Consider the following 16558-nt stretch of genomic DNA (forward strand, 5'->3'; position numbering starts at 1 on the left):
TTATTGACTCTCGCGTTATCATCTGAAAAAGATAAAACTCTTGCGATCGCGGGGAGGTCTTTCTCACTTTGAGAGTTCCAACAACTAAACCCGTATTTCTCACAAGCTTGAGGGGCAGAAGGGCAGAGGGGCAGGGGAGCAGAGGGGCAGAGGGGAAAGAACTTGGTTTTTGAACTCTCCCCTGCTCCCCTGCTCCCCTGCTCCCCCGCTCTCCTGCCCATCCTTCCCTGCACAAGGCTTTGAGAGATGTGGTGAGAAATCCGGGTAAATCATCCCGTAAAATAGACAGGCGGAAACGCTGCCCTATATAAAAAATATGGGAAAATTTTTTGGGAATCCCTCAAGACTCAGGAATCGCTACTTATCTGCTCACTCAGGAATCAGGACTCTTTATGTTAGCAGGCACAATTTTGCAGGATGGAAAATATACCCTAATTCAAGAAATAGGGCGGGGTGGCTTTGGCATTACGTTTAAAGCTACCCATCACTACTTGGGTCAGGAGGTGGTGATGAAAACCATCAATGAACGGCTGCGACAACATCCTGATTTTGCGAAATTTGAGCGCCAATTCCAAGATGAAGCCAGACGATTAGCTACGTGTATCCACCCAAATATAGTCCGAGTCAGTGACTTTTTTGTGGAAGCCGGACTGCCTTACATGGTGATGGAATACATTCGTGGCGAAACCTTGGGAGACGCATTTGTATTACCAGGAATAACCTTACCTGAAGCCACAGCAATTCATTACATCCGGCAAATTGGGGCAGCTTTGCAGGTAGTACACAACAATGGTTTGCTACACCGAGATGTCAAACCAGATAATATTATCCAACGCCTTGGAACCCAGGAAGTAGTATTAATTGATTTTGGCATTGCCAGGGAATTTAATGGTAGCGTCCGGCAGACTCACACGGGTCTAGTTTCTGAAGGTTATTCTCCAATTGAGCAGTATTTGACGCAAGCATCGCGCACACCAGCCACCGATGTTTATGGTTTAGCCGCCACCTTGTATGCACTGTTGACAGCACAAGTTCCGATGCCAGCATTATTGCGCGATCGCGAACAAATGCCTTCTCCCCGCGAACTGCAACCACACTTGAGTGCTGCTGTCAACCAAGCAGTAATGCGCGGGATGGCGGTGGAGTCTCGTTTTCGCCCAGCGACAGTTGCTGAATGGTTACAACTATTACCTGGAAATGAGGCGAATCTGTCAGCGCAAGCTTTAGCAACTTATGCAGTTCCAACTGTCAATTTATCTGCCCAACAAGCCGCAACTTTGCTGGGGAAAACTGCCCAAAATGGCATTCATAAACCATCGGTGTTGGCGCAGCCCAACCCAGGTATCGCCAAGGAAAATATACTGACTAAAAAACCTCGCTCATCAATGTTAATTGCTATGGGCGTAGCCCTGGTTGCTGCTACGGCAGGTTTTGGCATCACTAGCATCTTACCGAAATCTCAGCCGCAGCCAACCACAAAGCCGCTTTTTGAACAGCCAACTCAAGAACCAGATGCGAAAGTACCTAATTCCGAGAATGGTAAAGAGACTAACGCCACCTCAACAACCGAATCAACACCTGTTTCTAATTCCAAGCGGCGGCGTAATCGCCGTTCTTCCCCACAAGAAACTCCCAGCAGTCCTACACAAGAATCACAACGCAGCGATTTGGAGCAATCTGCACCATCACCTAGCGTTTCCCCCACACCCTCGCTAGTGGAGAAATTACGGGCAATCAGGTCATCTCGGAGTGCTTCGCCCGCACCATCACCACAAAAGAACTTACCCACTTCTAACCAGAATTCTGCTTCCCCTCAACCGGTGATTCCGCCAAATTCTGTGGTTATACCAACAACACCACCCACACAATCGAAACAGTCAGATCCTTCTGCTGTGGTAGTACCAACACTGGAAAAGCACAATTCACAGACTGATAATCAACCGCAGAGCGATCGCAAATTGCAGGAAAAGCTACAAGATGATAATAATTAGTCAATTTTAGATTTTGTCTTTAATCTAAAATTAATCTCACCGAACAAGGCAAAAGTAAAAAGTTAAAAGGCACTCATCAATAAAAACACAACGGTCTTACGTCGAGAGGAATACTTTTCAACGGAGAGAGGGGGATTCGAACCCCCGTTGGGTTTCCCCAAAACGCATTTCGAGTGCGTCACCATGAACCGCTCGGACACCTCTCCAGGTACTTTTCACACATTTGAGTATCTATCTCTATATTCAAATGTCGTGATTTGAGGGAAATGTTAGTGCATTGCCCATATTACTATAACATTACTCTCAATCAGGCGATCGCTTCAGTCCAGATTTTCGCGCTCTCCCTTTAGCAGTCTCTCGTGCAAGAACTGCCTTTATTTTTTCAAATACTACTGTTTTTCGATATTATTACAGTAATTTATGTAAACATAAAGCTACCTAAACCTTCACTATCTCCAAGTTAGGGTAGTCAATTACAGATTTGTGACTTACCTATATGCCTATACGCTGGCTCATTCAGGAACTTGCTACTTATTGGTAATGATGATTTGTTACCTTGTCTAAAGGGAGATAAAAATTGACTTAGAGTCAAAGTTATAAGAGCATGACCAGAAGAAGCTTACAACTCCTAAATATGTGTCTCTATGCAAGACGCATACATGTTTCACACAGATGATAAAAAATACAACTTTTAACAGTGCCGGTAAACTGACTGCTCTTTTATTCCTGATAACTCTCTTTCTCACACCTTGTGTGATTGTAAATGCAGGTGAACGTGGTGTATTGATGAAATTTGGTGAAGTACAAAACCAGATATTAGGAGAAGGACTTCACTTAATTATTCCTGTAGTCAATACTGTAAAAAAGTTGAGCATTCGAGTCCAAAAACAGGAAATTTCGGCTGAGGCTTCTTCTAAAGATTTACAAAATGTTTTCGCCGATGTAGCTATCAATTGGCATATTATTCCCCAGGAAGCAAACGCCATTTTTCAAGAAATTGGAGATGAACAAGCTGTAGTTATGCGGATTATTAACCCAGCAGTTGAAGAAGTCATAAAGGCAATCATGGCAAAGTATACTGCTGAAGAAATTATTACTAAACGAGGAGAAGTCAAAGGCGGAGTAGATGATGTATTGTCTACACGACTGAGTAGCTATCACGTTGCAGTTGATGATATTTCTCTAGTTCATGTCCATTTTTCAGAACGGTTTGGTGAGGCGGTGGAAGCGAAGCAGATTGCTGAACAAGAAGCAAAACGAGCAGAGTTTGTCGCGCTGAAAGCAACAAAAGAGGCTGAAGCAAAAGTTAATTTAGCCAAAGGTGAAGCGGAGGCACACAGATTATTACGTGATGGTTTAACTCCGCCAATACTGCAAAGGCAAGCAATAGAAAAATGGAATGGTAAGCTGCCATTAATTGTAAGTAAGGATGCTCCAAAATTGTTGAATTTAAGTGAACTTTTAAAATTTGACTAATTAAATAGTTGGCTCTTTATCCAAAGGCTAAAATACCCAAATTCTTGAAGAATTCGGGTATTTTTTTGTTTTGTAGAAATTCGCTCGGCTAAATTAATTGTTGGAGAATAAAATTGGAGAATCGAGAATCTTCAACTGGATCAATAATATAATCAGCAGGGTATAAGCTGTTGAAGAAATTAGACCAGTAAATAATTCTTTTTTGAGGTTATGCTCTTGAGGTTCTTTTTGAAAAATGTCCTTAGAACCGAATTGCATCAAGAGAATTCCCACAATATTAGAGAGCCAGTATCCTATAATTGAACAAGGTAGAAGTAATTTTGGGGAAAGTAAGCTACATGCATACCCAAAACCATAAGCTATTGGCAGATTGAATAGTAAGTCATTCCACCAACATAGTGGTGACAATAAATATCCCAGTACTAGAAAAAATCCACCTCTGAGTTTTTTGAAAATATCTTTTTTGAACTCTTCTGGAGTAGACTGTTGTAAATCTTCTAGGACTGTTTCTCCTGTTACATTCAATTCTTGACTGACGTTTTGGACGCTTTCCATAAAACCACTATTCCTATCGGCTTAGTGTATTTTAATATATAAACTAAACTAAAGTCTACTACAAAAGGAATAAAACTCGGGCTTTTTAGTGCTGAAAGTTTTACCAATACATGGTTTCAGCAAAATAGTAAAAAGCAAAGTTGAGGTTAAAATCAGATGCAGGTAGCCCTTTCAAGGTGGGTAAAATTTTTGGACAATAATTCCTCTTTTCTCTGCGGCTGGAGTGGTTGAATAAATTATTTTTAAACCGCAGAGGCAAAAGAGACGCAGAGATTTTGGAAGTCACATTGAAGGGGCTAGTTCTACAGAGGTATATGAGTCAGTTCCCTTGTTGCAGAATCTAGGTTTGTTTTGCAATATCTGAGCTAAATAGAACGATTTATACACAATTGTGCTATTTGCTGCCTAATAGGTTTAGAAATTAGAATATACAATAAATTCTAGCATATCGTGATATCCAACACCGATACGGCAATGACCAGATTCTCATTAGGGTAGGGTGGGTGGATGTTGAGCAACAATTTTTTTGTATATAGTCAGGGCAGAAATTTAAACTAATAATAGTTAGAATATAAATATTGAGGCATCTTAATCGGCAAATGACAGATTTAACTCCAAATAGCACATTTTTAATAGCAGGAATTGTTTTTATAACAATTGCCATTATTGGACAATCTAAGTTAGGCTTTGTGGAAATTAATCCCGGTTGCTTTGGGAGATTATTAGCTTTGGTTATTGGCATTTCAAGCTTATTCTATGCTTTGGGATTACTCAATTTTTCAGCCGAAACCATTGACTTATTAAGAATTTCTCTGACGGAACAAATCAAACAGAGGATAAGTTCAATTAATGACCTTTTGCAAGGTTCGTAATAAGTCTAAAAAGTTTATTTATAGCTGAATTTAAATGGTTTTTGAGTTAAGAGGTTGTTTGAAAAATATTTGTTTGTAATCTGAGGAATTTATTGCTCCTCAGTAATCCTTCTTAAAAAGTGGAACAACAGAATCAAAGTCACAGATTTTCAGGGGAATTTAGGAGGATATAAAATCCTTTCAGCAGAAAGAATATTATTCCTCAGTTATCAACTTTCTTTCTTCAGGCAGTAAGGTAGTTTCATCTTTAGGGCGATCGCTATCTGTGGATTTGGCTGTAGTTTTATACGGTTTGATAATTAGACTTACACCAATTGTCCAACCTAATGCAACCATCCAACCTGCGAGAATGTCACTAGGAAAATGTACCCCCAGATAGAGACGACACCACGCAATAGCTATTGTGTATAAACTACCGAAGATGAGAACCAACCAGCGCCAAGAGCTAGCCCAAGTTAAGAATAGTAAAATTGCTACCAAAGTTATACTCGTCATGGCATGAGCGCTGGGAAATGCAAAACTAAACTCAGGCGCAATAGACTGCCATAATTGGGGGCGCACTCGATGCATTAATTCCTTTGCTGTGCGGCTGATGATGATGCTTCCCACTGAGGCGGTGAGTAAATAAGCTAGCGATCGCCAGCGTTTTTGTAGTAGTAATATAAGTGCGATCGCACCCAAGATTATTAGCGCCGTCCAAGGTAAACCAATTGTAGCCAGTGTCACTGCTAAAACATCTAACTGTGGGTTGGCTGTAGAATGAACTGCTAAGAGAATAGGCACATCCCACAGGAAGCCTGCTTGATTGTCCCATATCTTCACTGTCAGAATTTCAAAGACCTGCAAAGGTAAATATACTCCGATCAAGAGGAGTAAGAGCGATCGCCAACGAGCAATCAACAGATTTGTCAGAAAAGAAAGTGGTGACTGACTCTCTTGATTAGCGTTTTCTACTTTTTCCATATCTAAGTTAAAAATACCGATTAACTACTTTACTGATTACAAATTACTGGAATCTTGAGAAGTTCCACAATGTTTACAGTACGACAAATGTTTATAAGTAATATTATGACAGTTTTGGCATTCAATGTACTGATAATAGCCACAGTGCGGACAGTAAGTATCAGCCTGTCGAATTTTCTTAGCGCAATTTACACAGCGTAATTTTTGAACTCTGCTAGCTGCCTGGACTTTAACATTAAAGACAAATTTTTGAAAAAACTGGATAATTCCAAAACCAATAATTGGAATCAGCAAAATATAAATATAATTTATCAGGAAAAGCAAACCACCAAAAAGGGCGCTGATAATATCAAATAAAAATTTAAATATTGCACCTATTTGCAGAAACTCAAATATTTTAACAATTAGTGGTATAAAAAAGATGACGAGCAAATGCCAGCTAATTAGCGATACAAGCCCATATCCTCTTCCTTGAGCAAATTTGTGAACTGATAAGGCAATGATAATTAAAGGTAGCAGAAAGAGTGACTGAAAAGCAAGCTGGATACTTGGATACCAAAATGATGCCTGCTGATAGCCTTTGTCAACTTCTCGGAATTGATTGTCATTTTTAAGAAAGGCTATAAAATTAATACTTTCCGGTTTGGCAAGTAGTTCATTTTTAAGAGTAGAATTTTCTTGTTTAAGAGTAGAAATTTGGCGATTATTTTCTTCTAATGCCTGTTTAGCTTTTTCGGCACTCACTTGATTAATTGATTGTTCGCGACCCTGACCTGCAATTTTTTCTAATAGCGTTGAGTCATACTGAGATTTAATAGTGCCATTGGTTTGTTCAAGTCTACTAATTTTTGCTTGTTTTTGATCGATAGTTTTAATAATTTGCTGCTTTTCAGGATTGTTAATCTTATCTTTGTAATCGGCATATTGCAAACACGTTTGAGAAACCTTACCCAGATGTCCTGCTTCGGCTTGTTGATAGTTTCGCCGAAAACTTAGTTGATTGCTTGTGTAAGATGGTAATGAAAGTCTAACAATTTCGTAGTCTTTGTCTTTAGTAGTTTTTGTCCGATAACTTTGCCATTCTGAATAACATGGATAAGCCTCAGTAGGACTTATCTGCCATCTACTAATATCATCGAGTCCGGTAAAAACATTAATTAAGATAAAAACATCAATTATAATAATGACAATCAAACTTACTTTATTCAGAGGTTCGTTGTTGATTGTTCTTGTTTTGCTAAAAAATTGACTTAAAATTAGACGAATTCTGGCAAACATATTCTCTTTGAAATAATTAGAAGATAACGTTTATTTGTTTTACTTAATGGTGATGTGATGAGGGACGAACGACTACTCAAACAGCAGCAGATGCACCAAGGTCAATCGGATAAATGGTATTTAAAGAAAGTGATTTATGACTTGAAACGCGATCGCCGTTACTAAACCTCAAAACTAAAAGAGCAATCTTTGAACGCGTTATGGGGACGCACATCTGTGCGTCCCTAGTGAAAACTATTTAGCAGCGAAGTAGGCTTCTAATGCCTCAGAACCACCAATTAATTTACCATCGATAAACACTTGGGGAACTGTTGTTGCACCCGCAACTGCTTTTAACGACCGTGTGGTGATATCCTTACCCAAGGTAATTTCTTCGTAGTTAATGCCATGTTCCTTGAGCATTGCCTTAGCACGGGCACAGAATGGACAACCCACTTTTGCAAACAGGGAAACTACTTCGGGCTTAACTGCTTGGGGGTTGATATATCTGAGCATTGTCTCAGCATCGGACACCTTAAAGGGATCTCCTGGCTCCTCTGGCTCAATAAACATCTGGTTAATTACACCATCTCTCACCAGCATAGAATAGCGCCACGATCGCTTCCCAAACCCCAAGTCTGATTTATCTACCAATAGACCCATGCCTTCAGTGAATTCACCATTACCATCGGGAATTAGTGTGATATTTTCTGCCTCTTGATCCTTTGCCCATTCGTTCATCACAAAGGTATCATTAACAGAAATACAGATAATCTCATCGACACCATTTTGTTTGAAAACCGGGGCTAATTCGTTGTAGCCAGGGAGATGAGTGGATGAACAAGTCGGAGTATAAGCACCCGGTAAAGAGAAGACAACCACTGTCTTATTAGCAAATAATTCATCGGTTGTCACATCCACCCACTGGTCGTTTTTACGAGTATGAAAAGTTACATTAGGAACTCTTTGTCCTTTGCGATTCGTTACCATGTTCTTGCTTCCTGAAGTAATCAATTCCAGTCATAACCTAGCATGGGAAGAGTGGTATGATGTAACTAGAGAATTAGCTAAGAAACTTCATTAATAAATGGAGCGATCGCTGCTACGAATTCAGCAGCTGATTCATAGGGTAAAACATTACGCCCATTTATTTTTATACCTCGACCTTGAGGTAAACAGGCGAGGTAGTCAGCCAAGCGTTTGTCTGGTGTTTCTTTTTTACTTTTTTGGCTAATACTCGATGCAGTTTCTCCCATAACGGCTAATGTTGGTTGCTGAATAGAGGCAATAGAGGTAGTATAATCCTGTCGCCAAAACCCTGCTAAAAAAGAAAACACTGCATGGCGACTAGCAGGATTTTCTGCACCTGCAACCAATGTATTCAACCACTCTGCATCTACAGCATTCTCAGAAGCAAAAAGTTGACGAGTCGAGAAAGAACGTAAAAACTTTGGGGTGCGTGCATAGCGATAAAAAGCACTCCCAAAAGGGGAATCTAACACATTCCAAAGAAATCTTTGCTGCCATTCTGGTGGTTTGTTTGTCATCAAAGCCCACGGTGGGGGCCCAGAAAGTACAAGTTTAGCAATTAGGTTTGATTGCTTTTGGATTAATCCGATGCCTACGCCGGGCAAAGCTAACGCAACTGGTAATAAAGCACCTTGTACAACTAGAATCACAGGTTTTTGTACTACTGTTTGTAAAAAGTGCTGCAACTGTTCTGCCCAATCACTAGGAGTATAAGCCAGATGAGGCATATCACTCTCGCCACATCCAAGTAAATCAGGGTTATAAATTAAATTCCTCTGACCTGAATTATACCATTCATGACAGAAACGCTGCCAAAATTGCCGCGACAATCCTACACCAATAGGATGAATTAACACTAAAGGAATGCCCTCAGGTGTTGTGTTATTTGGTTGAAGAACTTCGTAGGCACAACGATAATTCTGCCAAGTGTAAAATTGGCTAGGAGATGCTGTCAAGTTGGGTGTGTTATTTACGGCAGATGGTTGCATATTTCCTAGTTCTAATACTTGCTAAAAAATCATCTGTGGATGAATTAACTGGTATCCAGCCTCTTTCAGCTTTTCATTCGATACCCAAGCATTATAGGGGCGAGTATTCTTAATAGAAGTATCCCATATAACTTTGGGTAAATTATGTTTTTCAAATAGGCTATCTAGCAATTCTCGGCTGGTGAGATGTGCATCATCTACCAGATTATAAATTCCTTGCAAACGACGGTTACGGGAAAATTCTATCGCCGCAACAATATCATCCAAGTGAATCCAATTCGTAATATCCTCACCACCAGTACGGGTTGTACCAGAATATTTACTAAATATTTTCAACAGTTCTCTACCAGGACCATAAATTCCTCCTATACGGAAGATACAAACGCGGAGATTTTCGTTAGATGCTGATAGTAACACATCCTCTGTTTTTCGGAGAATTTGGGCATTTAAATTAGGGGGTGCAAGAGGTGTTTCTTCATCTACCCATACACCATTTCTGTCACCATAGACTGCATAACTCCCTGTATATATTAATTGTTTTACACTTTTAATCTGCTGCAAAGATGAAACTAAATTTTGGGCAGTTTGTAGATAAGTTTCTTCGTAAACTTCCGCACCTTTTGCAGCAACACTCAAAAGTACAACATCTTGATTGTGTAAAACTGATTTTAGACTATCTAGGTCATTTCCACAGGTAACGACAACTCTTTGAGATACTGATTGTAGTGCAGAGACACGCTCAGGGGAAGTTGTGGTTGCACTGACAACAAAATTCATTTTTTGCTGCCAATATTGAGCAATTTGATAACCAACATAACCACAACCAATGATTGCAACGTTCATGACAAATTAGACACAAATAAATTAAATTACTGGTTGAGAGACTATTCTCAATTAAGGGACTGGGCGTAAATAAATTTAACCGTCCAGAGCTAACAGTCAATAGTACAAAAATTTTTATTAATGACTAATGACTATTTTGCTAGTTCTTTCTCAATTATGGTAATTATTTCTGGTGAATTTGGCTGGACACTACTATTAAATCTAGCTATCACTTCACCTTGCTTATTAACTAAAAACTTTTCAAAGTTCCAAGCAACACCTCCCGTTGGCTCAACGGCTTTGGTGAGTCGCTCATAAAGTGGATGCTGCTGCGAGCCTTTAGCATGGACTTTATCGAATAGTTCAAAGGTAACACCATATTTACTCGTGCAAAACTGCACAATCTCTTCATTACTTCCTGGTTCCTGCGCTCCAAAATCGTTACATGGGAACCCCAAAATACTTAATCCTGCTTCGCCATACTTTTGGTTCAACTTTTCTAGCCCCTCGTATTGAGAAGTATAACCGCAGTAGGAAGCCACATTTACAATTAATAGTACTTTTCCGGTGTAGTCGTTTAATTGTTTATCCTCGCCATTGATGGTCTTGACTGCGATATCCAAAATTGTGTTACTCATCTTGAATCTGATTTATAGGGAATATTGCCAAGTCTCCCATATTACAGGTACTCTAAACCCGGTTTGTTTAAGGAAATTAGGTTTTATTGTTTACTACGACGATTCTGTTTAACTCAGGTGAGATGGGGAATGGGGAGTAGTGTAGTTCAATTACTTGAAAGACACTGTAAGATAGCGATCGCCTTTGAATTTACCCGCGAGTATCCCACTATTCTCAAAATCACTACTTCTTTTTCTAAAATGTGCTTGAAAACCTTGATTTTTCGTTTTCAGTTCTCAACAAGCTTAAGCTTCATAGCACAAATATTATTAGTGGGATAGGTTCATCGGAGTGATAACTCTTCTATAAATAGCTCGGCCATCCGCTATCTCAGGATGGGTTTGGTAAATATGTGTTGTTTTTTATACATTATCTTGGTGCAGAGATAAATTGTGAACTATAGGTCTTCAACGTAGCTTGACAAATCATTAAGCTTTTGTATAAAAAATTAAAAATAATATATAATTATTTACTCTCAACTTACTTATACAAAGTACGCAGGATAATTGTGAGTATTGACCGAATGATGTGACGATTAATCTGTGCGATCGCAATGAAACTGAAAACTTTTTTTACTAGATAAAATTTTATGGTTAAAGGATTAAGAGTTAGTATGCTGCTGTTGGCAGTTATCGGAAATCTAGCATGGTCATTTAGCGCCAAGGCAAATTTTAACGGCAAACTCACCGTAGAAATTGATGGCTTAAAGAATAAACAGGGACAAGTGTGTGCCAGTATATTTGCTAGCAGTGAAGGATTTCCGAGCGATCGCAATCGCAGCTTACAAAAGCAGTGTATCAAGATTAATGACACTCCTTTACCCATTACCTTTGAGAACTTGAAAGCAGGTAGTTACGCCGTTGCTGTTTTCCACGATCAAAATAATGACCGGATTCTTAACACCAATGTTTTTGGTATACCAAAAGAAGGTTTTGGATTTTCCAGAAATCCAGAAATTCGCACAGGTGCGCCCAAATTTAGCGAAGCAGCATTTTTAGTAGCAGGCCCGGAAACTAATATCCAAATCCGCTTGAAATATTTTTAGCCTGACAGCAGATTTAAACTTGGTTCAGTAGACCAAATAGAACTCAAAACCACATATAAAACCTGCTTTCCTCCTGAATCTGCCAATTTTAGATTTTGAAATTTCGATTGAAGGAAAAATCTCAAATAGAATAAACCTTACTCTATTCTTGTAAATCTTTGTGTGAATCTTCTGGTAAACCTTGTTGTTCCGGCAAACCACGCATTCGATTCATCTGAGTTAAAGCATATCTTGCTGTTGCTTGCACTTCGGCATCTGGATCGTCTAACGCATGGCGCAACATCTGAGTCATTTGACCCATCATGTCATAAACGCGTGTCAAATCACGGATTGCATTTTGCCGTACTTGTGGACTTTCATCTTGGATTGAGATTGCTAAAGCACGATTCATCGGTTTGAGTGTGCGGATGCCAATTTCTGCCAAAGCTGCCAAAATCAAGCTGCTTTCTTGAGAATCAGCATCAATCATCAGGTCAACTATAGGCTGAATTGCCCGCGAATCTCCCTGCTGACCCAAATCCCAGATAGCTTTGCGCCGCTTCTTTGGGTCAGGACTGCGTAAGTCTTGAATTAATTCGTCAACAATATTGAGTTTAGCAAGCCGGGAAGTTTTTTCTGGTAGCAGCAATTGTGAAGGAAGTGGTGGCGTAGCTATTTTTGAATTAGTTACAACCTCTGGTGGGGGTGGTATCACTGTTGTTTCGTTCGCTTCACTCAAACTTTTAGTATTTGATACTTCTGATTGCACTTGTTTGACCTGACGAAACCACCTCAGTAGGTAAACAAGTGCGCCAATACTTCCTATAAAGCCAATAGCAAATATCAACCACCAGACAAAACCTCTTTCGGTTGCTTTGGGTGTTGTAGTTGATTTGGAACTTGAAACAGGAGAGGTGACACTTGGAGAGGCAATAATTGGAGAGGTGACAATCTGATTTTTGGCAGCTAAGGCTGCTTGCAGTTTCTCTCTAGTTGTCAGACCTGCAAGGCCATCTACTTTTAAACCCTTTACTTTCTGGAATTTAGCTACAGCGATTTCTGTGGTGGCATTGTACTGTCCATCTATCAGTCCACTGTAGTATCCCAACTGCTTTAATTGGGTTTGTAATCTCTGCACATCTGATTTTCGACTACCATATCTCCAAACAGACGGACTAGCAGGAACTGTCGAACTAGCTTGTGCAAGTTCTAAAATTTCAGGCGCTAGCTTAAGTGTGGCTGTACTTGCGCGATTTGGGTAAAAACCCACACAAGAAAAACAGGTAAATATCAGAATTGAGGAACGGCATAGCCTCATATTGAAAGTTTCAGCCTGAACGTGCTTTTGAAGTCTTCGATACCACAATACCTTCAAGATGTCCAAATGTTAACTGTTATTTTTTATTAGAGATTGGGGATGGGCTATGTATTATTCCCCCTATTACCCTTGCTGCCTGCTATACCTCCCTTTTAACTATGATTTATGGCAAAATTTCTGGTTCAGATTCTCTGACTGCTAGAATTATGGGGCTTAATTTTTTAGCAGATGCTTCTGGAACGGGTTGCTGTATATTAGCTATTTCGCCGACAGTAAGTGTGTCGTTTCGCGCTGCTAAAGTATCGCGTTGGTTAATCAGATAGATGCTGATTAAAGTCAGGAAAACACCTACCCATTGCAACGGACTGAGGACTTCTGAAAGAAAGATATTGCCGAACAGTAGGGCAAATATCGGTGTGAGGAAGGTGAGAGAACTAAGACTGGTGAGATTGCCACTAGAGGCAAAGTAGAAAAATAATCCGTAGGCGATCGCACTGCCAAACACGGTAGCATAACCCAAAGCAACTAAATCAGATGCTCCCAGATTCTCCCACTGCTGAGATTCAACAACTGATGAAATCCCCCATAGTGGCAATCCACCCAAAATCATGTGCCATCCCGTAGCTGTTACTGGGTCAGCATGTCGGCATACAAATCGAATCAATACTGTTCCCACTGCCATCGATAGCGCTGCTAATAGCATCAACCACTCGCCGCTAGCAAACAAATCTTGCCAGTTGCCAATTGTAATATTTGCGCCTGAGTCGAGAAAATGTAAAATCAACTCATCAGGTAAACCAATTAAACTAATGCCTGTAACTCCCAAGCCTAGACCCAGCCATCCCCAAAAACCAATGTGTTCTTGGAATAGCCACAACGACAGCAAGGCAACAGCTAAGGGTTGTGAGTCAATCATCACAGACCCTAACCCTGCACTGGTTCTGACTAATCCCTCTGCCAAGAAGCCTTGAAAGAGCATTCCATCTACTAGAGCAAATAAGGCAATCCACAGCCATGCAGCCCAACCCTTAGGCTGCGGTTTACCCATAAATGCTGCTGCTATTAAAATTAACACTCCAGCTGGTATCAAACGCACACCTGCCATAAATAGGGGTGTGGTGTGAGGTATCACTCCTTTCATGGCCACCATTGCCGTTCCCCATAGGAAAAAGGGGGCAATTAACAAAAGGGGGGCGAAGGGAAATTGAGATGCACTGAGTTTCAGTTGCATGGGTTTGCTGATGCCTTTGTTTAACAAGCACAAAAATCGCTTTACCCAATTTTACCGAATTATGTAGTTTTGCGATCGCGTAGCCTCGCAAAGATAAGGAAAGAATACTCAGGTTATAGGAGGTTGAATATTTTTTAACGATACAGATAGCTTCAAAAATCTGTACTAACGATGATAAAATCTTATTTTTGTGCTTCTTTGATCGAAAGTTAAATTCAATGAGGAAAATTAAGATATAGTCTAATTTTCTAAACGCAAATTAGACAGCTAGTCATTTTTTTAACGAACCGCAAAGGACGCAGAGAGAAAAAAGAAAGGCTTAACTGAACCGTATTGTGTTATCAATAACTGGTGCAAGTTCTGATTAGTTGCCGCAAGCTACCGCAGAGGACAAAGAAAAATAAGAGTTTGAAAGATAGTTGTTGTCAGTTCTATAGTTAAAATTTATACCGATAATTAGTTAAGGGGATAGATGACATTCGTTTACTGCGAAGCACCCATCCCCGAATAGCTGCCCAGATGATGAACCTGGAATCCTATAGTCCGGTATCTAATCATCCCAGTATCGTCCGATATATTTCGATTGTCACTGGGATAGATACTGATTTACAGAATATCTACGAAAAAATCGTTACACAATTACTTTTATCGTAAATAAAAGGGTTTAAGACCCTACCTCTACAGTTAGCCCCAGTTTCAGTCGGGGTTTAAATCCCCGCCTGAACTTGTCTTGAATTTTGAATTTTGAATTTTGAATTTTGAATTGTTATTCACCCCTTCCATCGCTAATAGCGCTGTCCCGTAAGCGGCTTCTGTATACACTGACGCTACTACAGGAACCTGCAAATGACGCGCCCTGATTGCAGTCCAAGTGTCATTTGCTGCACCACCACCAGCAGTATAAACACGGATAAACTTGTCTGCACCCTTATGCTGTAATAATTCATACCCTCGCGCTTCTATGCGGGCAATGCTTTCTAATAACCCATGCAGAAATTCTACTGGGCGATCTGGGCGTGGTTCCAATCGTGGGGATAAATTGGGATCGTTAATCGGAAAGCGATCGCCTACCTTCAACAAGGGATAATAATCTAACTCGCTGGCAATTGAAGCATCAATCTCCCGGCTAAGGCTTTCTAACTCAGCGTTTGTGAAAAATTGCTTTAGCACTGCACCCCCAGTATTAGAAGCACCTCCAGTTAGCCACAAATCCCCCAGGCGATGGCTGTAAATTCCATATCTGGCATCTTCTACACGGGTACGACTTAATAACTTTAGTACCAATGTTGAACCAAGGGAAGTCACGGCTTCACCAGGTAATTTTGCACCACTGGCAAGAAAAGCCGCAATACTATCAGTTGTACCAGCACACACCAAGCAATCACGACGTAAACCGAACTTGTTCGCAATTTCAGGACGCAATTTGGCAACGGGAGTACCAGGAGTTAAAACTTTGGGTAGCTGAATCGGTATTTGCAACAATTCTTGCCATTCTGGGTATTTCAACTCTTCCACGTCATAACCCAGCTTTAAAGCATTATGGTAATCGCTAATCCCTAAATACCCATGTAGGAGAAACGCCAGCCAATCTGCTTGATGCAGGAAATATCTAGCTTTACTAAAAGTGGGTAATTGCCTCATCCAGCAAAGTTTGGCTAGGCTAGAGGTGGCACTCAACACGGTATGATTAGGTGGTGCTATCCGCCTCAAATCCTCTAGCACCAATGATCCCCGTGCATCGTTATACAGCAGTGGTGCATCTGTGGGATTGCCAGCAGCATCCACCAGCAAGACTGTGGAAGAAGTCCCATTAATTGCGATCGCTTTAATTTTTCGCCGTAACCCTTCAGGTATTTGTTCCACCAACACAAACAAAGCCTCCTGCCAAATTTTTGGCGTAACGGCGGCTGCTGAGTCCTGGAAGGGATATCGCATCTCAGCCTGAATAGAAGAGGCTTCCTCGTCAATCACTACGCCACGTGCGCCAGATGTGCCGAAGTCGATACCTAAATATAAATTCATAATTTTTACAAATTTTTTTAATGGAGAATAAATAAGAACTACTGACTAATAAGTGCTTTTGTTGCATCTTGTAACAAGATATTCCCCAATTCTGGCAAAACAAGGAAAAGTAGTAAACGAACTGTTCAAAATCTATTCAGGTTAGGAGGTTTTCAGCCATGCCTATCTTAGATACTCTGTACATCGCTCAGATATCTTCCATCTCGGATACTCAAGTCTACATCGCTCTAGTTGTGGCGCTGATCCCAGGAGTTCTAGCTTGGCGATTAGCCACAGAACTTTACAAATAACGCTTCGATGTGACACAGTTAAAAAGCTAATAATCCTGGCA

15 protein-coding genes and 1 tRNA gene are annotated in these 16558 nt (G+C 40.4%); 5 read left to right on the top strand and 11 right to left on the bottom strand.

Going from position 1 to position 16558, the window contains the following annotated elements; genetic code table 11:
- Positions 1-392 precede the first annotated feature (392 nt).
- Positions 393-1991: a serine/threonine-protein kinase gene (locus V7K42_RS26395; protein WP_334920386.1), complete on the top strand. Its 1599-nt coding sequence runs from the start codon at positions 393-395 to the stop codon at positions 1989-1991.
- A gap of 121 nt (positions 1992-2112) precedes the next feature.
- Here V7K42_RS26395 and V7K42_RS26400 read toward each other — a convergent pair.
- A tRNA-Ser gene (locus tag V7K42_RS26400) sits at positions 2113-2197 on the bottom strand.
- A 466-nt stretch (positions 2198-2663) separates the two neighbouring features.
- Here V7K42_RS26400 and V7K42_RS26405 point away from each other — a divergent pair.
- Positions 2664-3467: a prohibitin family protein gene (locus tag V7K42_RS26405; protein WP_334920332.1), complete on the top strand. Its 804-nt coding sequence runs from the start codon at positions 2664-2666 to the stop codon at positions 3465-3467.
- Between the two features lie 93 nt (positions 3468-3560).
- Here the strand turns inward: V7K42_RS26405 and V7K42_RS26410 are convergent, their stop codons facing one another.
- Complete coding sequence (locus V7K42_RS26410; RefSeq protein WP_334920334.1) at positions 3561-4022, bottom strand: hypothetical protein; 462 nt, start codon at positions 4020-4022, stop codon at positions 3561-3563.
- A gap of 599 nt (positions 4023-4621) precedes the next feature.
- Between V7K42_RS26410 and V7K42_RS26415 the strand changes: the two genes are divergently transcribed.
- On the top strand, positions 4622-4894 hold the full coding sequence (locus V7K42_RS26415) for a hypothetical protein (RefSeq protein WP_334920336.1): 273 nt from the start codon (positions 4622-4624) through the stop codon (positions 4892-4894).
- Positions 4895-5089: 195 nt separating this feature from the next.
- Here V7K42_RS26415 and V7K42_RS26420 read toward each other — a convergent pair whose 3' ends face one another.
- The 6 genes from V7K42_RS26420 to V7K42_RS26445 all read right to left on the bottom strand — a co-directional run bounded on the left by V7K42_RS26420 (position 5090) and on the right by V7K42_RS26445 (position 10592).
- On the bottom strand, positions 5090-5857 hold the full coding sequence (locus V7K42_RS26420) for a phosphatase PAP2 family protein (RefSeq protein ID WP_334920338.1): 768 nt from the start codon (positions 5855-5857) through the stop codon (positions 5090-5092).
- A gap of 36 nt (positions 5858-5893) precedes the next feature.
- Positions 5894-7135 (bottom strand): hypothetical protein, encoded by a 1242-nt coding sequence (locus V7K42_RS26425; RefSeq protein WP_334920339.1) that lies wholly within the window; start codon positions 7133-7135, stop codon positions 5894-5896.
- 234 nt (positions 7136-7369) lie between these two features.
- Positions 7370-8104 (bottom strand): glutathione peroxidase, encoded by a 735-nt coding sequence (locus V7K42_RS26430; protein ID WP_334920341.1) that lies wholly within the window; start codon positions 8102-8104, stop codon positions 7370-7372.
- A gap of 77 nt (positions 8105-8181) precedes the next feature.
- Positions 8182-9132, bottom strand: coding sequence for an alpha/beta fold hydrolase (locus tag V7K42_RS26435; RefSeq protein ID WP_334920343.1), 951 nt, complete (start codon positions 9130-9132; stop codon positions 8182-8184).
- A 21-nt stretch (positions 9133-9153) separates the two neighbouring features.
- Positions 9154-9975 carry an SDR family oxidoreductase gene (locus V7K42_RS26440; protein ID WP_334920345.1) on the bottom strand — a complete coding sequence of 274 codons (822 nt, stop codon included), beginning with the start codon at positions 9973-9975 and terminating at the stop codon, positions 9154-9156.
- 131 nt (positions 9976-10106) lie between these two features.
- Entirely contained in the window at positions 10107-10592 is a 486-nt protein-coding gene (locus tag V7K42_RS26445) for a glutathione peroxidase (RefSeq protein WP_334920347.1), read from the bottom strand.
- Between the two features lie 629 nt (positions 10593-11221).
- Between V7K42_RS26445 and V7K42_RS26450 the strand changes: the two genes are divergently transcribed.
- A complete protein-coding gene (locus V7K42_RS26450) occupies positions 11222-11677 on the top strand; it encodes a DUF2141 domain-containing protein (RefSeq protein WP_334920349.1) in 456 nt (151 codons plus the stop codon).
- A gap of 142 nt (positions 11678-11819) precedes the next feature.
- Here V7K42_RS26450 and V7K42_RS26455 read toward each other — a convergent pair whose 3' ends face one another.
- The 3 genes from V7K42_RS26455 to V7K42_RS26465 form a co-directional block, all read right to left on the bottom strand.
- Positions 11820-12974, bottom strand: coding sequence for a peptidoglycan-binding protein (locus V7K42_RS26455; protein WP_334920351.1), 1155 nt, complete (start codon positions 12972-12974; stop codon positions 11820-11822).
- Between the two features lie 163 nt (positions 12975-13137).
- Complete coding sequence (locus V7K42_RS26460) at positions 13138-14205, bottom strand: DMT family transporter (RefSeq protein ID WP_334920353.1); 1068 nt, start codon at positions 14203-14205, stop codon at positions 13138-13140.
- 696 nt (positions 14206-14901) lie between these two features.
- Positions 14902-16227: an FGGY-family carbohydrate kinase gene (locus V7K42_RS26465; protein ID WP_334920355.1), complete on the bottom strand. Its 1326-nt coding sequence runs from the start codon at positions 16225-16227 to the stop codon at positions 14902-14904.
- A gap of 200 nt (positions 16228-16427) precedes the next feature.
- On the opposite strand from V7K42_RS26465, the gene psaM reads away from it, so the two are divergent.
- Entirely contained in the window at positions 16428-16517 is a 90-nt protein-coding gene (psaM, locus tag V7K42_RS26470; RefSeq protein ID WP_040630342.1) for a photosystem I reaction center subunit XII, read from the top strand.
- Positions 16518-16558 lie beyond the last annotated feature (41 nt).

Source organism: Nostoc sp., assembly GCF_036917455.1.
Taxonomy (GTDB): domain Bacteria; phylum Cyanobacteriota; class Cyanobacteriia; order Cyanobacteriales; family Nostocaceae; genus Nostoc.

Bases quoted from the DNA above. Each gene is read 5' to 3' on its own strand.
- V7K42_RS26410 (WP_334920334.1), bottom strand. From the start codon at position 4,022: ATGGAAAGCGTCCAAAACGTCAGTCAAGAATTGAATGTAACAGGAGAA.
- V7K42_RS26405 (WP_334920332.1), top strand. From the start codon at position 2,664: ATGATAAAAAATACAACTTTTAACAGTGCCGGTAAACTGACTGCTCTT.
- V7K42_RS26430 (WP_334920341.1), bottom strand. From the start codon at position 8,104: ATGGTAACGAATCGCAAAGGACAAAGAGTTCCTAATGTAACTTTTCAT.
- V7K42_RS26440 (WP_334920345.1), bottom strand. From the start codon at position 9,975: ATGAACGTTGCAATCATTGGTTGTGGTTATGTTGGTTATCAAATTGCT.
- V7K42_RS26445 (WP_334920347.1), bottom strand. From the start codon at position 10,592: ATGAGTAACACAATTTTGGATATCGCAGTCAAGACCATCAATGGCGAG.
- V7K42_RS26455 (WP_334920351.1), bottom strand. From the start codon at position 12,974: ATGAGGCTATGCCGTTCCTCAATTCTGATATTTACCTGTTTTTCTTGT.
- V7K42_RS26435 (WP_334920343.1), bottom strand. From the start codon at position 9,132: ATGCAACCATCTGCCGTAAATAACACACCCAACTTGACAGCATCTCCT.
- V7K42_RS26415 (WP_334920336.1), top strand. From the start codon at position 4,622: ATGACAGATTTAACTCCAAATAGCACATTTTTAATAGCAGGAATTGTT.
- V7K42_RS26420 (WP_334920338.1), bottom strand. From the start codon at position 5,857: ATGGAAAAAGTAGAAAACGCTAATCAAGAGAGTCAGTCACCACTTTCT.
- V7K42_RS26465 (WP_334920355.1), bottom strand. From the start codon at position 16,227: ATGAATTTATATTTAGGTATCGACTTCGGCACATCTGGCGCACGTGGC.
- V7K42_RS26450 (WP_334920349.1), top strand. From the start codon at position 11,222: ATGGTTAAAGGATTAAGAGTTAGTATGCTGCTGTTGGCAGTTATCGGA.
- V7K42_RS26425 (WP_334920339.1), bottom strand. From the start codon at position 7,135: ATGTTTGCCAGAATTCGTCTAATTTTAAGTCAATTTTTTAGCAAAACA.
- V7K42_RS26395 (WP_334920386.1), top strand. From the start codon at position 393: ATGTTAGCAGGCACAATTTTGCAGGATGGAAAATATACCCTAATTCAA.
- V7K42_RS26460 (WP_334920353.1), bottom strand. From the start codon at position 14,205: ATGCAACTGAAACTCAGTGCATCTCAATTTCCCTTCGCCCCCCTTTTG.